The organism is Methylobacter sp. S3L5C (assembly GCF_022788635.1).
Lineage (GTDB): Bacteria > Pseudomonadota > Gammaproteobacteria > Methylococcales > Methylomonadaceae > Methylobacter_C.
Window position 1 is genome coordinate 2830079 of record NZ_CP076024.1, and the last position, 15143, is coordinate 2845221.

General features: G+C 40.0%; 21 protein-coding genes. 14 read left to right on the top strand and 7 right to left on the bottom strand.

All coding sequences use genetic code 11. From position 1 onward, the window contains the following. Positions 1-139: 139 nt before the first annotated feature. From KKZ03_RS12650 to KKZ03_RS12670, 5 genes are all read left to right on the top strand, one after another. On the top strand, positions 140-592 hold the full coding sequence (locus KKZ03_RS12650; RefSeq protein WP_243217195.1) for a hypothetical protein: 453 nt from the start codon (positions 140-142) through the stop codon (positions 590-592). 4 nt (positions 593-596) lie between these two features. Next, a complete protein-coding gene (locus KKZ03_RS12655) occupies positions 597-1223 on the top strand; it encodes a hypothetical protein (protein ID WP_243217196.1) in 627 nt (208 codons plus the stop codon). Continuing rightward, the gene (locus tag KKZ03_RS12660) at positions 1207-1398 is read left to right on the top strand and encodes a hypothetical protein (protein WP_243217197.1); all 192 of its coding nucleotides are present in this window, start codon (positions 1207-1209) and stop codon (positions 1396-1398) included. The genes KKZ03_RS12655 and KKZ03_RS12660 overlap by 17 nt, the downstream gene beginning before the upstream one ends. Then, positions 1395-2036, top strand: a complete 642-nt coding sequence (locus KKZ03_RS12665; RefSeq protein WP_243217198.1) for a hypothetical protein — start codon at positions 1395-1397, stop codon at positions 2034-2036. Before KKZ03_RS12660 ends, KKZ03_RS12665 begins: the two co-directional genes overlap by 4 nt. Positions 2037-2213: 177 nt before the next feature. Beyond that, on the top strand, positions 2214-3011 hold the full coding sequence (locus tag KKZ03_RS12670) for a hypothetical protein (RefSeq protein ID WP_243217199.1): 798 nt from the start codon (positions 2214-2216) through the stop codon (positions 3009-3011). A 214-nt stretch (positions 3012-3225) separates the two neighbouring features. On the opposite strand, the gene KKZ03_RS12675 is transcribed toward KKZ03_RS12670, so the two are convergent. From KKZ03_RS12675 to KKZ03_RS21810, 4 genes are all read right to left on the bottom strand, one after another. Next, complete coding sequence (locus KKZ03_RS12675; RefSeq protein ID WP_243217200.1) at positions 3226-3414, bottom strand: hypothetical protein; 189 nt, start codon at positions 3412-3414, stop codon at positions 3226-3228. 396 nt (positions 3415-3810) lie between these two features. Then, complete coding sequence (locus KKZ03_RS12680) at positions 3811-4113, bottom strand: XRE family transcriptional regulator (RefSeq protein ID WP_243217201.1); 303 nt, start codon at positions 4111-4113, stop codon at positions 3811-3813. After that, positions 4110-4211, bottom strand: coding sequence for a type II toxin-antitoxin system RelE/ParE family toxin (locus tag KKZ03_RS21805; RefSeq protein WP_256451970.1), 102 nt, complete (start codon positions 4209-4211; stop codon positions 4110-4112). Before KKZ03_RS21805 ends, KKZ03_RS12680 begins: the two co-directional genes overlap by 4 nt. Positions 4212-4243: 32 nt before the next feature. Further along, positions 4244-4453: a type II toxin-antitoxin system RelE/ParE family toxin gene (locus tag KKZ03_RS21810; RefSeq protein WP_256451971.1), complete on the bottom strand. Its 210-nt coding sequence runs from the start codon at positions 4451-4453 to the stop codon at positions 4244-4246. 489 nt (positions 4454-4942) lie between these two features. Here KKZ03_RS21810 and KKZ03_RS12690 point away from each other — a divergent pair, with 489 nt between their 5' ends. The 7 genes from KKZ03_RS12690 (at position 4943) to fnr (ending at position 10443) form a co-directional block, all read left to right on the top strand. Continuing rightward, positions 4943-5086 carry a hypothetical protein gene (locus tag KKZ03_RS12690; RefSeq protein ID WP_243217202.1) on the top strand — a complete coding sequence of 48 codons (144 nt, stop codon included), beginning with the start codon at positions 4943-4945 and terminating at the stop codon, positions 5084-5086. Positions 5087-5095: 9 nt separating this feature from the next. After that, the gene (locus KKZ03_RS12695) at positions 5096-5698 is read left to right on the top strand and encodes a cytochrome C oxidase subunit II (protein ID WP_243217203.1); all 603 of its coding nucleotides are present in this window, start codon (positions 5096-5098) and stop codon (positions 5696-5698) included. Then, positions 5691-7316 carry a b(o/a)3-type cytochrome-c oxidase subunit 1 gene (locus KKZ03_RS12700; RefSeq protein ID WP_243217204.1) on the top strand — a complete coding sequence of 542 codons (1626 nt, stop codon included), beginning with the start codon at positions 5691-5693 and terminating at the stop codon, positions 7314-7316. Before KKZ03_RS12695 ends, KKZ03_RS12700 begins: the two co-directional genes overlap by 8 nt. Before the next feature lie 2 nt (positions 7317-7318). After that, positions 7319-7990, top strand: a complete 672-nt coding sequence (locus tag KKZ03_RS12705) for a cytochrome c (protein ID WP_243217205.1) — start codon at positions 7319-7321, stop codon at positions 7988-7990. A 232-nt stretch (positions 7991-8222) separates the two neighbouring features. Beyond that, positions 8223-9119, top strand: coding sequence for a 4,5-DOPA dioxygenase extradiol (gene ygiD / locus KKZ03_RS12710; RefSeq protein ID WP_243217206.1), 897 nt, complete (start codon positions 8223-8225; stop codon positions 9117-9119). A gap of 203 nt (positions 9120-9322) precedes the next feature. Further along, on the top strand, positions 9323-9577 hold the full coding sequence (locus tag KKZ03_RS12715; protein WP_243217207.1) for a hypothetical protein: 255 nt from the start codon (positions 9323-9325) through the stop codon (positions 9575-9577). A gap of 143 nt (positions 9578-9720) precedes the next feature. Beyond that, complete coding sequence (fnr, locus tag KKZ03_RS12720; RefSeq protein WP_243217208.1) at positions 9721-10443, top strand: fumarate/nitrate reduction transcriptional regulator Fnr; 723 nt, start codon at positions 9721-9723, stop codon at positions 10441-10443. A gap of 160 nt (positions 10444-10603) precedes the next feature. Here fnr and KKZ03_RS21815 read toward each other — a convergent pair whose 3' ends face one another. From KKZ03_RS21815 to KKZ03_RS12730, 3 genes are all read right to left on the bottom strand, one after another. Next, positions 10604-10726, bottom strand: coding sequence for a hypothetical protein (locus KKZ03_RS21815; protein ID WP_256451972.1), 123 nt, complete (start codon positions 10724-10726; stop codon positions 10604-10606). A gap of 878 nt (positions 10727-11604) precedes the next feature. After that, positions 11605-11826: a hypothetical protein gene (locus tag KKZ03_RS12725; protein ID WP_243217209.1), complete on the bottom strand. Its 222-nt coding sequence runs from the start codon at positions 11824-11826 to the stop codon at positions 11605-11607. A 293-nt stretch (positions 11827-12119) separates the two neighbouring features. Next, complete coding sequence (locus KKZ03_RS12730; protein WP_243217210.1) at positions 12120-13076, bottom strand: hypothetical protein; 957 nt, start codon at positions 13074-13076, stop codon at positions 12120-12122. A 745-nt stretch (positions 13077-13821) separates the two neighbouring features. On the opposite strand from KKZ03_RS12730, the gene KKZ03_RS12735 reads away from it, so the two are divergent. Next, entirely contained in the window at positions 13822-14469 is a 648-nt protein-coding gene (locus KKZ03_RS12735) for a hypothetical protein (RefSeq protein WP_243217211.1), read from the top strand. A 246-nt stretch (positions 14470-14715) separates the two neighbouring features. Continuing rightward, positions 14716-14970 carry a GlsB/YeaQ/YmgE family stress response membrane protein gene (locus KKZ03_RS12740; protein WP_243217212.1) on the top strand — a complete coding sequence of 85 codons (255 nt, stop codon included), beginning with the start codon at positions 14716-14718 and terminating at the stop codon, positions 14968-14970. Positions 14971-15143 lie beyond the last annotated feature (173 nt).

A 15143-nucleotide genomic window follows, 5' to 3' on the forward strand; every position in this document is an offset into this window, starting at 1 on the left:
AAAGTGCAATAAAATGGGCTGAGGTACGAAGCCCATCAATCGAGAAACAATCGCCTAACTCAACGTTCCAGCGGAGCTTCGCTACGCTGAACTTTGTGTTATGTTAAAAAATAAACCTTAATTTCTCGAGAGAAAATATATGAGTGAACTATCGATACTTATGGCGTTTGTTTGGATTATTGCAGAGGTTATTGGTTACTTTAGAAAAACAGAATTTTCACAGCGCATGAAAACGGGAGCAAAATGGTCAGTAGCGTTTGTTTCTTTAAGCACTTATAAAATCTATAAAATCGATGGAGCTGATAAAACTTCTTTGGTATATTTCGCCAGCGCAGTTTTCTTATATACAGCAGTTGCTATAGCAATTTATTTTTATAGGTTAAAAGCGTTTAATTTCATCAAAAAACAATTCGAAACCTCTACAGGCAATATTTCTGAATCAGAAAAGAGCATAGGAAAACTAATTGTTTTTCAATTTTCTAATGGATTAACTCAGTTAATTGCGATCATTGCGGGTTTTTATACTGGAGTTTTAATAAATGGTCTTGTGTTAGCGGCTATTATGCTTGTAAATCTTTCCGTAGCTGGATAATACATTGAAAAAATCAGATAGCGATTTTTTAAGCAACAATTTATCAATTGATATAGATTGGCTGGTACAAGAATTAAACTCTCCAAAAATAATCCAATTCAAACAAATACTGGGCTTATTTATTTCTAGTGCGATAGATTTGCTTGGGAAAAATAATTCAGAAAAAGAAATACTTGAACTTTTTAAATTATCCATTGCATCAAACAATAATGAGAAATTATACGAAATCATTGATTCACTAAGGCAGGCGTTCACATCTTATGCGTCAGGCGGGTTATTTGACCTGTATATTTATCAATCAAATGAATCATGGTATCCAAAAATAGTGCTTAAATCTGTACTTAAGCCTAATGACATTTCAGTTTTATCAAGTTCTATTGATGTATATCGAGGTTGTGATATTTCAGAATTTAATAGTAAGAGATACGGTCAGTCTTGGAGTACATCAATTGAAGTAGCCAAAAAATTTGCATACCAACACTATAATTCACAACCTTGGTATAAAAAAGAAAAAAGGTGTGTTTTGAAAGCAACAATAAAAAAAGAATCTGTATTTTTCTCACGACAAAATCACTACGAGAAAGAAATAGCTGTGAATATTGAAAAATTATCCAATGTACAAAAAACATAACAAAAACATGTACTCGGACAAAATAAAGTATCAGGCGATTACCGATAGCGTCGGTGTGCCAATTAACACGCAAAGTCCACTCGATATGGGCGGCGCGTTCATCTGGTTGTTCTTTTCGTTTATCAATCGCCAAGAGAAGGCTAAAAAACCGACCTCCGCAGGAAGTCAGCAATGAACTCAATAATTCCAAAATATCTATTCTGCGCGTTAGTTGTTTTTGCCCTGCTTGGTAATTCTGCGTTCGCAGAAGACACTTCATTTCGTTGGGTTCAGTTAGCCTACGGTATCTCGCTAGACGTTCCGTCACATTGGACGGTATTCTCGCAAGACAACCGCAGAAATCTCGGCGCTGCTGGCCAAGCAATAACTGACAACGCTGGCATTAAAGAGCTGAGTGGTCGTAAAGAATCCTTGCTGGCGATGAACGCCGCACCCAATCCAACCGGAGCAATGATTGGTGTAAGCATTACATCGCCACCTGATTACACGCAGAACGATCTTGCGGCTGTAACGCCAGGAGACCTTAAAGAGGTTAGCGCAGAAGCGCTAGGCATGTTTAGAAAGCTTGAAGCATCTGGCGGACCAAAGATCATTGAGATGCAGCCTGTACGCATTGAAAAATTCAATAATTATCGCGTTTTGGTTATGCCGTACGTTCGTACAGGCATTAATGGGCCTTCACCTTGGCAAGTGACGCAATACAAAATTCCTGTTTCCAATCGGCTTATCGAGATAACTCTATCACACAGGCAATCGGATGCCATTGTTTGGCGGCCAATACTGGAAAGAGTAAAGCGCTCGGTGCAGTTCTGATGTATCCCGACAACAAATCGCTCAACACGGACGTTCAAAAGCGGCGCTTCGCTCTGCTTTAGAACGTCGGTTAGCTCAAACGTTATGTGCCTCTTGCCGAACGAAGTTTAGTGATGATCTGAAGGTCGGTGAGAGATGTAATTCGGTGAAGGGAATATGATATGAAAAGAGTAAGAAATGAAATGGTATGAGTTACTAGCTTCGATTATAAGCGCTGGCTTCTGGGCATGGATTGGTTTAATTTTTTTTGGAGGTGCGATCGGTACTACAATTATTTTCTTTCCCTTCGGCACTTTGCCTATCCTATTCTTTGTAGGGGTAATTTTATACTTTTATGCTGATGATCTGTATCAGAAAAATGTTGGAAGTAAAGTAAGTAGTGGAATTACTGAGTTTCCCCTTGAAGCCTCTATGTGCTTATACGGTACCAATGAAAATAAGATCAACTTCAGTGAAGATGGCAGTAGTGTAGTTCTAACCATTGAAACTCCCAGCTATATCAATCTAGATACTCCTGCTAATGTAAGAGAATATCTGAAAGAAAAAATGCGGGGCATTGACAGCGTTGATCTCAATTGGGTGGATCAATACACCATAACTGCTATTAGCGAAAACGAAGAAGTTGGGTCGCACCAGATAGTTGTTTCCATTCCGGATGAGGTGGTGTTAACTGATAAATACATTAACCATGAGATCAAAAATGTTGGAAGAGTTTTCAAACGAAACAACGCGGGAAACTCTATTCGGTGGTTGCTATATCCTCAAGGAGAACGTCGAACCGAGAGAAAAGACGGAAGGCTATTTGTATACATAGACCGTTTGCAAATAGTCCCTGGGATTCTTGATGAAAAGCAGAAAATAATGTCAGAAAAGCAGATTACTAGAAATATAAAGAACCGCCTATGGAATAGAGTTGATGTTAAATGCATCAGTCTAGATGAAAAAACTTATTGCGGAGAAATACTGGGCGTTTAATCGATTAATTCAGGAATCATATTTGTTTAGCTTATTTATGGGTGCATTTAAACAAACGACAGGATTGTTTCATAGGATTTCTTACAAAGTCATATCTGGCGTGGCTTTGATCTACTTTCTGGCTTCCCAAAAAAGCACCCGTTTTTGATAGCTAAAATTGGGAAGTGGGTAATTGACGCTAAGCCTTATCAGCAATTCTCATTATGACGAAAACCTATCCAATTTCAGGCTTTGGGGGTCGGTTGATTGGGCTTCCCGGCTTATAAGACCAGCCTTCCAGCATGAAATCGAGCAGGTGCTCCCAGTTATCGAAACAAAGGTAGGTAGTCAGTGCCTTCATATCATCGAACAAACGTCTGCGTGAAGGTAGCCATGTCGGGTTAGCGATAGCGTAACCCGACATTTTAATTATTCATAGCCAATATTATCAGCCCCGTAACAAATGTGTCGGGTTACGGCTTTCGCCTAATCCGACGGGACTAACAGTAATTTTATTTTCAGCCAGTTATGGCGTGGCGTTAACAGAACCAGCGCAACATAAGGATCAACACAGTAAAATCAATACGCCACGAAAGATAAAGCCCTGCATGGGCTTAATACATCAGCATAGGGTGTCAGCCCTATGAAATTAGAATATCTATAAACCCCAAGCCCTGCAAGGGCGAAATCAAGCGGCTTAGGGTGCATGATTATCGTCGCTAAGGTATTATGCCCTTGCAGGGCTTTAGCATTGTTTTTTTGATTTCTGGCAATAAATGCCCCTTCGACTTAACTACATCGTGGGAACTTTAAATAAAATTCAGACTGATTCCAGTTCTATTCTTACTTTTTTTCCAAGAGCGGCAGCGGCACTCATTAAGGTTGTAAGGGTTAAACTGGTGTCTTTTTCATCCAACAACCTATTAAGCGATGCTCTGCTGGTATGCATTTTTTTTGCCATTGCCGTTTTACTCAGCTTAAGCGAAGACATACCTTCTGAAATTTGCCAAGCAATAACACGTTTTGTTGCTACGGCAGTTACTTCTTCGAGAATCGCTTCTTCGCTAAGAAAGTCGTCAAAACTGCTGCCAATATGAAGGTTTTCTTTGTGTTGATTATTCATCTTTTCCCCCGTAATGTCTTTAATCTTTGTTTTGCCAAATCAAGCTCTGGTTTTGGTGTTTTTTGATCTTTCTTGATAAAGCCATGCAGCAGAATCATTGTTTTGTTGACGATTACAAACAGAACTCGCGCTATCCGATTATCAAGCTGTGTCTGACTTCCCAAATGTCGCCTTCAATGTGATCGACTAACGGCATACCAAGAGGCCAACCGAATTGCACCGTTTTAATATCTTCGCCAATAGTTTTTCTATCTTGAGCAGATAAATCTTTTAACCATTCTCTAACGGGTTCGCTACCTGCTTCAGTTGCAAAAAAATTAACAGAAAGTATTGGTGTCACATTTGTAGTGTATCAAAAAAGATACGCAAAGAATAGCATGTAAAACAAGAATAGCCATGTAAGTAATCGTTCAAAAGTCTTTTAACATCCGGTTTTTGAGCTTGACTGAGGTAATCCCGGATAAATCAAGCTGTTTTTGTTAGTCATTCGGTTGGCTATCTGATCTCGGCTATGATTTGATGGACTCAATGGGCATCATTTTTTAAAATCAATGAATAAAAACTTTAATATCAAGTATAAGAAAAATGCTGTTCTGAACCCTTTATTTACCACCGACATGCATTGGCAGTAATACACAGGGTTATCAACGCTCTATAAAACCAAGGTGCAAAAACTTAAAGATTGAGTTAAAGATATCCTTAAGCACAGCTAAACCCTTAGGCCTGAAAAAAATATCCACAGTAAGGCACTAATCTTTTCATCAAAATGCCCATGCCAGTTATAATGAAATTAGTTCAATTCAATTTAATTATAATTAGAGAGACCGAGATGGATAAGATGACTGAAGAAGATCGTAAGCGTATTCTCGAAAGCCCCCCGGTAGGAACTTTTGCACTGATGTCGGCAGTTATTGGTGGTATGGTCGTTGCATGGCTATTTCTTTATTACGGCGTATTTTTGCCGCGAGGCTAGGGTTTCATTATGCAAACAGAACCATTAAAAGCGAAATGTGGACAGGTTTTTCGAAATTTTTGTGCGCAAGTTCAAGCCATTCATATTGATCAATTAGAACTAAAATGGATCACTATCTCAATGCTGGTGATCGCGCTTTTTGTTGGAATTATCACCATTGATGCATTTTTTCACGGTGTCAATCCACCCAGTAAAGTCGAAACTATTGATTCCGCCAGTCTGCATTTAAATAAAGAATTTGCTGAGGAAAATCTGGGCGTACAAATCGATGACAAAGGCGATATCACCATCAGAATGGTTGCCGGGCGTTATTCCTTCTTCCCCAAACACATTAATGTTCCTGCGGAGACTTCATTAACTTTTCGTTGGGTTAGTATGGATGTTTTACACGGTGTTCATATTCCCATGACGAACATGAGCACCATGATTGTGCCGGGTTATGTTGCGGAAATAACAACTACTTTCCCAAAGCCGGGTGAATATCCGGTTTTGTGTAATGAATATTGTGGCTTGGGCCATAACCACATGTGGAGCAATATTTCGGTCATCGCTAAAGAAGACTGGAAAGCTCCGGTAAAGTCGCCTGCTAAAGGAGGATCAAATAATGAATGATGCCGAAGAACGAAAGCTCGCGTTAAGCCACCTTTGGGTCGCTTTTATTGCCTTTATCGTCGCTTGTTTCATGGGTGAGTATCAAGTGCTGGAACGTAGCGGTTTTATTCCTGCACTAAACTCCCCAAGTGCCTATTTTGCCTCGGTGAGTACTCATGGGGTATTGATGGCATATGTCCTGACGACTTTTTTTATTATGGGCTTTGGTTATTACATCGCGACCACCAGCTTAAAGCAACCGGTATGGAACAAGCCGTTGGCATGGGGTGGTTTCTGGTTGGCATTAATTGGTGTTGTTATGGCGGCCATCCCTTTGTTGACCGGTAAAGCCTCTGTACTGTATACGTTTTACCCGCCCGTTGTTGCGCATGCCGCATTTTATATCGGCGCTACCTTGCTCGTCGTTGGTTCTTGGGTTTGGTGTGTCATTATGCTGGTGATGTTTGTGCAATGGAAAAAAGCCAACACGGGGCAACCTGTACCTTTAGCCATGTTTGCAACCACCATGAATGCGTTGTTATGGTTATGGACCAGTGCCGGTGTTGCCTTGGAAGTGCTTTTTCAATTGATTCCCCTGTCTCTGGGCTGGATTGATACCCTTGATCCGGGGCTGTCCAGAACCTTGTTCGCCTGGACGCTGCATCCCATTGTTTATTTTTGGCTGATTCCTGCTTATATCGCTTTTTATGTGTTTGTCCCTAAACAGGCAGGCGGTTTTCTGTTTAGTGATGAAATGGCCCGATTGGCTTTTATCGTTTTGGCCGTATTTGCTTTGCCAATAGGCTTTCATCATCTTTATATGGATCCGGAGCAAGCTAAGGGTTGGAAATTGTTACACGGCATCGGCACTTTCGTGGTGACTTTACCGACTTTGGTAACAGGATTTACTGTCATTGCCTCCCTTGAAATTGCCGGGCGTTTGCGTGGTGGTAAAGGCTTGTTTGGCTGGATAGGTAGCTTGCCCTGGACCAATACCATGGTATTGTCGGTTATTTTATCGTTATTGATGCTGATTTTTGGCGGCTTTGGTGGCGTAGTTAATGCCAGTTATGCGATGAATGGCATGATTCATAATACCGCTTGGGTACCGGGCCATTTTCACCTGATTTTTGCTGGCACTACCGTTATCATGTATTTCGCCATTGCCTATTACTTATGGCCTATGCTGGTTAAAAAACCATTATTTTCCAGTTCAATGGCTTTACTTCAGTTATGGACCTGGTTTATAGGCATGAGTATTCTGACGACCCCTTGGCATGTCCTGGGCTTATTGGGCCAGCCACGCCGTATTTCTACAGTTGTTTATAATAGTTTATTGACGTTGGCCTGGAAACCTTATGAATTTATGATGATATTTGGCGGTTTAATACTGTTGGGTTCGGCGTGTTTGTTTATCTATAATCTGGCGAAAACGCAATTTAACGCCTCGACTGAAGTCTTTGACGGGGAAATTGAATTTGCCGAGCCGATACATGCGGTAACGTCTCTTCCTGAATGGCTGAATGATTTTAAAATCTGGAACAAAGTGATTGCTGTTTTAATGGCTATCAGTTTTGGCTACCCCATCTTACAGTTCTTTATAATGGACACTTACGAATCATCGTCATGGGGATTTTAAGCATGAAACGACTATTACTATTACTGCTTTTTATTGTCCCTGTTGCTGTTAATGCTGAACCACCCTCTAAAGTGGCGTGGACACCTGAAGCGCTTAAATTTGTCAAGAACGGTAATCTTGACAAGGGTAAAGAACTGGCAGAATCTTGTAAAAGCTGTCATGGCGACAAAGGCCAGGGCATGAAAGCAGAAATCATTGATGATGAAACGCTGCCATCAATTCCCGCACTGGCAGGTCAGGTTGCCAATTATACCTACAAACAGTTGCGTGACTATGCTGATGGCAGTCGTAGTCATATTCAGATGACTGGTGTGGCTAAAGGGCTTACAGAACAGGATGCCGCAGATCTGGCGGTTTGGTTTGGCTCCTTACCGGCTGTCGAAAATAAATCAGGAAAACAAAATCTCGACAGAGCTGAAAAAATGGTTGAACAGGGTGACGGTAAACGCATTTTGCCGCCTTGTTTTGTTTGTCATGGGTCAAAAGGTCAAGGCGAAAAGCAGGATATTCCGGCACTGGCAGGACAGCATGCTGATTATTTTACAAGAACCTTGCTGGAATATAAAAACGGCCAACGTCACAACGATGTTTACAGCCGTATGCGTCTGATTGTTCAACAGCTAAGTAATGATGAAATCAAAGAGCTTGCTTTGTATTATCAGCAACTTAAATAGTATTTGTTAACCATCATCAGCGTCGGACATCGCTTTATAGGTGTCCGACCATTCATCTCAAGGTCAGGCAACAATAAAACGTTGCCTGTCTTATTCAAGCTGACTTCCCAAACTACTGCATAATTGGTCTGTTAAAATCATGTGGTTTTCACTCATTACATTTTATGTGACAGGTTTGGGCCTTGTTGGTAGCGTATTTATCTAAAAAGCATTGTTACCCTAACGAGTCGCCATGAATCAAAAAGAAACAAATAACCGTGACGCAGCTGATGCTTTTGATGGTAGCGAAATGATGCCCGTATTGTTTATCGGCCATGGCAGTCCCATGAATGCCATTGAAGATAATGACTTTACCAAGGGGTGGCGACAGGTAGCTAAAACCTTGCCTAAGCCTAAAGCTGTTTTGTGTATTTCAGCGCATTGGGAAACTCCCGGTACCCTGGTTACTGCTATGGAGAGACCGCAGACTATTCATGATTTTGGCGGCTTTCCTCAAGCGTTATTTGACGTACAGTATCCGGCTCCGGGCAGTCCATGGCTGACAGGATTGGTAAAGGCAACGATGCAGAAAACCATTGTAGGTTTGAATAATGACTGGGGTTTGGATCACGGTACTTGGAGTGTACTGGTACAAATGTTTCCTGCCGCTGATATTCCGGTGGTCCAACTAAGTCTGGACTATACCAAGTCGGCAGTTGAGCATTATGCCTTGGCAAAAGAATTGTTCGCCCTTCGGCAGCAGGGTGTTCTTATTATCGGCAGCGGCAATATGGTACATAATCTTGGCCGGCTGGTGATCAAGGATAACGGCCCTGGCGGTTTTAACAAACCTTTCGGATTAGATTGGGCTATCGCGGCTAACGAGCTTTTTAAGAGTCTGATTAACGATAACCGTCATTCTGAACTGGCTGATTATTTGTTATTGGATAATACGGTGAGATTGGCGGTGCCTACTCCGGAACATTATTTGCCACTACTTTATATACTCGCTCTAAAACAAGAAATTGAAACGGTCTCCTATTTTAATGACCAAATTGTCGGCGGTTCGCTTGCGATGACTTCGCTGATTATTGATACTAACTTGAAAAATGCTCAATACGCCCGGCAAATTTCGTTGGGGGGTCATTGATTAGGTGAGGGTAGGGCTATTTTGGTTTATGGTGAAAGTGAAAGGGATCAATACTGAATCAAATGTTTTTAAAAGTTTGCTTAAATAAAAAGTGAGGATAGGTTACTCTAAAGAAGGTAAGCCAAAGGTACGTTGCAAATAGCTCTTGCCGTTTGCTTGGCTTTAATTGATTTCATAAAACGATTTAGCCTGACGGAGATTGTATGAATCCACTGATTGCAAAAATGCTTGGCTTGGTAAAAAGTGATCAAAAAATAGAAAGTACCATTGATCTTTCCGATGATGATGATAATACTACTATTAGTACAGCTGCTGTGCCTCAAGCCGAGGAACCTGAGCCACTTCATCAAGGTAAAAGACGCTTAAAGGAAAGTTACACCAGTCACTGGGATTTGGATTATTTACCAAGAAAAGAAGTCGATGAAATAATGGCCAATCTTCATAATCATAAGGATTAAACAGTTAGTCAGCTTGAGAACAGGCTTTCCATACACACTATTTTATTAATAGTGAGGTAAAAACCACTCATATTAATATTGATTTTACTTCCGATTTTTTGCTGTAAAGCAACCTAAAACAGGCTAATGAGATGGATCCCGCTTTGCCAAAAAACTCATGTTCAGATTGCAGGTTAGCTGATTTATGTCTTCCTTATGGACTACAAATAAATGAGATAGAGCAACTTGCAAGTATTATAAAAAATAAACGGCCTTTACAAACTGATGAACTATTGTATGCACAGAATGATCAGTGCCAAAGCTTGTATGCAGTTAAGTCCGGTTCTTTTCGAAGTTTCATTATCAATGCCGAGGGTATTGAGCAAACGCTGGGATTTTATTTGCCAGGCGAGCTAATGGGTTTGGATGCTTTATTGCATGGACGCTTTAGTTGTTCTTCGGTTGCCCTTGAAACGGCGTCAGTCTGCGAATTGCCTTTATCTCGCTTAAATGATTTATATGCTCAAATACCGGGCCTTCAACACCAGATGATGCGGATTTTAAGTAAGGAAATTGCCTCGGATCGTGAACAAATATTGTTGCTTGGACATCGTACGGCAAAAGAAAGAATGGCAACATTTTTATTGATGCTATCCATACGCTATGGTGCTTTGGGGTATTCAAACACTGACTTTAACTTGAGTATGCGTCGCCAGGATATTGCAAATTTTTTGGGTCTTAGTAATGAAACGATCAGTCGCCAATTAACTGAGCTCAGTAAAGCGGGTGTTATTATCGTTAAGCAACGGGTTATTCAAATTATTGATCTTAATTTACTCAAGTCGATTGTCGAACCCTGTTACAGGGAAGCACTTGCTGTAAACTGACAGAGTAAAATCCATTAATATTGAAGGTGGTGATATTGCCGGTGAAATAGTTTATGTTTGCTGCGATTGATGATGTTTTGCACCCAAGAATGGACAACTGATCAGTTGTCCATTCTGGTAGCATCCACTCTACATCAACTTAATCCGCTTGAAAAAGCGCCTATTTTGCTAATGATGATGAAGTCTTTTCAGCCGCTGGTTTACTGGGGCCGGTACCTGAATCGCAGGCTGTAAGTGTCATGGTAGCAATAACAAGCAATAATAAATGGCTGATAATTTTCATGTGTTCTTCTCGTTTGTTAATATAAATAGACAGTTGCTGCTACCTGAAAATACCGGGGTAAGCAGAGTTTTTATCCTTATTCGGGAGCGGCTATTCTTGCATTAAAAGTTTAATTTGATATTGATCCAGATCAAGAACTCGTTAAATAAAGTAACTTCGTTTTTCTTATTGCGGGGCGTTTCATGGCCATGATCCAGAAACCATGGATAGCAATATTGGATTACGCAAACCAAATTTTAGCGATATAAAGCTAAGTTTGATCTGATTTTTCGCATCCCAGAGCCCAGGATTTTGGACAAATCTCGCTTTACTCTCACTACAAAGACGACGTTGCTTTTATTTTTGGAGATACTTATGGGCTACAAGCCAAGATTTAGTATTTCAATGGGATTGTTATACATAACTTTTTAACCTGAAAGACAGTGCTCTTCAACTATAACAAAATCACAGACATGGCTTAATATACAAAGCTCATTATTTCCTTGGTTATCCTTAACAGCCAATCAGATGATGATTTTAGTGACCTAAAAATCATTTCGAACGGCTATAACAAGGTGATTTTATGCAGAGCAGAGATACCATGCTGATTTTATAAAATGATAAGATAACAGTGTAAGTGGCCTAATAGTGAGCTATTTGTTCAAAAAATGACTTATTTGAAGTCATGTGCAACTTACCGCGTTTTTCGGTCGATAATTTTACAAGTGGCTCAATATATAAATAATAAAGTTTTTTCAATGACTGCCATTGGCATACAGATGAATTTCCTGTCGCAAAGTTGCTTGCTATAAAGTGGCCGGTAGAAATTGGCAGTAATCAGCAATCGACTAATATCCGTCTTATCTTTTACAATTTTATTGTCATATTACTTTTTACATTTAACGTTCAGCTAATGTTTGAACAATCGCACAACGGGCTTGGTTAACAATAGGTACATCTTTAAGCCAACCGCCTTGCGATTCCACTTTGGACTGTAAAAAGACTTCAATGTCTGCGTGACCTACCTTAATCATGGCTTCAATATAAAAACCCTCCAAGCTAATCTCATAATCTTCACCGCCTATGTGCAATTCGATGTTTACAACTTCATAATTTTTCATTTTAACTAACCTCTTTATTTAAAAGTTGATTGTTTTATATCAAATCTTGTGTGCATAAACATACTTCATCTTTCCTTACTTTGGATGCGTTTAAATAAACGACAGTGTAGTTATTATAGATATCAGGTATTGATAAACATTTTTTAGGTAAACCGGCGATTCAATGTTTAATAGCGGAATAAATACCCTTTAAGCCGGCAGTTGACTTATTTAGCTAGTTAATAGCAGTATAAAAGATAAGTCGTATCCTGTTGTTAAGTTTTATATCTGGAAAAGGCTTTACTTGACATGAATTATGGTTTTATCTTAGCCGCAAAACGAATAATATCGGGAAATAGTTGGAGATAGATAGCAAGCTTTCCTAAAATATCCACTGCATCGCTTGGCGGTTTGATGACACGCGTCTTAACATGCTCAATGATTTCAAGTAACATTTTTTTGCCCCGAAATCGATTGATTCCAACTTCCAGCAACGGTGCGAAAAAAGGCGCGATTACGAGTGTTGTCATTAATCCGCTGGTCGCACCAACCAAACCTACCCAAGCAGGAGCTCCGGTTAGGCTAACCCATAGACTGCCCCACCAGGACAGATTGCTTGTATAAATAGCTGTTGCAGCGGCTTGGCCTGTGGCAAGGCTACTTCCAAAGCCACTGGCTCCCAAACCTTTACCCATTAAGCCGGTCAATAAAAACATCAATGCTTCTCGTGAACCTTCAACAGGAAGAGACATTCGTTCAATATGATGGGAGAGTTGTTTTTCAACTTCCTCACGCTGATTGATTGGAAGTCCGTTAAGTAAACCACTTAATTCGGCATCGAAATTAGCTTGATAATGAGCGACATAATCTTGAAGCTTTTTGTCCAAACCTTGTAAATCAAGCAACTCGACTTCAATCGCGGTATATAATTCAAGTTGCTTACCCGATAAAGAAATAGAATTAAGTTTTTGTTCCGGTTGATTTTTCTTAACGCTAGTGACAGACTTGATAAAGCCCCAAGCAGATCGAGGTAAAGTCACTAATTCCTTAGGGATATCGCCTCGATGTCGCCAATGGCGACTTAAGACAACACTCGGAGAAGCAAAATGCTTCCAATAGATTGGCGTTACACGATTTTTTGCCTCGTTAAGGTGTAAATCAACGATGTCGTTTAAATTTTGTCGGTGTTGTTCGATAGTTTGTGCATAACAACAAGGAAAGCTCTTGTCCAGAAGCTTTGCTTGATCGTTTTTATTACCTGACTGAGACATTTAATTCACCAGTTTTGAGCTTGTCGAACAGTTGGGGAAATTAGCCCGTGTAAAAATAGCAATACAATTTATCCATGTTCTTAGCATCGGCTTCGTGCTTTACCCCCTCGTCCTTTATATATTTTTATCAGGATCAACTATAACATAAACAGGGTGTGTCGCAATTTGTATTGGCTGACATTATGCATATAGACAGCGGTACTCCGGTCAAGGAAATCCCGGTCAGTCAATTCTAGTGAATCAGCTGAGATTAATAAACAAGAATGGCAATGGAGGGATTGGTAATCTTCTTGTGTATTTTTCAATATATTTAAAATCGGAAGTACACTTTTAAATGCTAAAGCAGCTTATTTTTAAAGTTAGTCATTATAGGTATTTATACGGATTGATTTTTCTATTTTAGAAAATATAATTTCAAAAGTTTTGTTCGTGTTTGGTACAACTCTTAGCTTTAGAACATATGACTTGTTCCAATAAGCTCGTGGCGTTGACTGTTATTTTCAGTATCGCCTTTACAATTAGAGGTTGTGCTAATAATACACCTGCTCAAAATTAGGCTGTTACTAAAACTTGTTTATTTAAGGCAAGCTAAAAAAAAGCAACGACAATTCCAATAAAACCAAGCGGAGAGGTATCACCGTCTCTATTAGTATAAATCCTGATGGCTCACTTAATTTATTCTATAAGAGTAAGCCCCGTGACAAAGGCATCTGCCAACTTTCAAAATAACAACAGGAAATTATTCATGAAAAAATTATTAGTTTGTTTACTGATGGGTACTTTATTAATTGGCACAGCATTTACGGTAGAAGCGGCTAAAAAAATCGCATTTGGTAAAGGCAAAAGTTCTGCCTCTGTCAGTGGCAAAGTACAAGGCAGCAATGATGTGGACTATGTAATACGCGCCAGTGCGGGTCAAACCATGATGATTGATTTTAAAGCCAGCAAAGGTGCAGCTTATTTCAATGTATTACCACCAGGAAGTACAGGTGAAGCCATTTTTGTTGGTTCAAGTGAAGGCAATCATTTTAAAACCGTATTATCTGGCGATGGTGATTATACCATTCGTGTTTATTTGATGGGCGGCGCGAAAGATAGCGACAAACCTGTAACCTATACCTTGAAAGTTAGCGTTCCAGTCACAGCTAAATCTGCCAGTTCAGGTATAGCCAAAAGCGGGACAGCCGTCGCCGAAAAATCCTGTCTTGCAGCCGTTGCCAAAAAAGTGGGCGTCAGCGCAAGCAAACTGAAAGTGATTGATATTAAGAGTGCAGAGGCTGGTATTGGTGTAAATATTCAAGTGCCTGATGCTACTGCACCTTGGTCATGCTTGTCTGACAAGAAAGGTCATGTGCAAGGTGCCAGCTTTACTGGTTCAGAAGGGGATAAGTAATAATCAGCGGATAGCCGATTAAATCTGTTGTTAGGAGTCCAAAACAAGTTTTGGATATTTTAAATCCGTCCAGGTTATTTCTTGGGCTCCGAACTATAGAGAGCTAAATTAAAACATATAAAACATAGAGTTAATCCACTACCTGTCAGCTCAGCACAAGAAGTTCTTAGGAGTGTTTTGTCAGCAAAGCATCACCTAGACAGTGGCTGATGGTTACACATAAACAGTAATATAGAGGTAAATACAATGGATACTAATAGCTTGTTGGTTATATTGGTAATTGGTGCCATCTCAGGCTTTCTGGCTGGCACCGTTATGAAAGGCGGCGGGTTTGGTCTTATCGGCGATATTATTGTCGGCATAATCGGCGCTGTGGTGGGTGGTTATGTATTTGGGTTTTTTGGCATCAGTGTAGGTATCGGACTCATTGGCTCAATTATAACTGCCACGGTAGGCGCGATAATCTTGCTTTTCGTCATTAGAATAATCAAACGCGGCTGAAAAAAATCTGTTAATCCTTATATAAAATGCCCAACAGTAATTGGGCATTCTCATTTTTTAACAAAAAAATACCAGTGATAAAAATATTATTAGCAACCTTGTTAGCCAGTTCGTGACTCTATGGTACAAGCACTGTGTTGGCTGAAAAAACCAACACCCGTTGAAAAAAATCA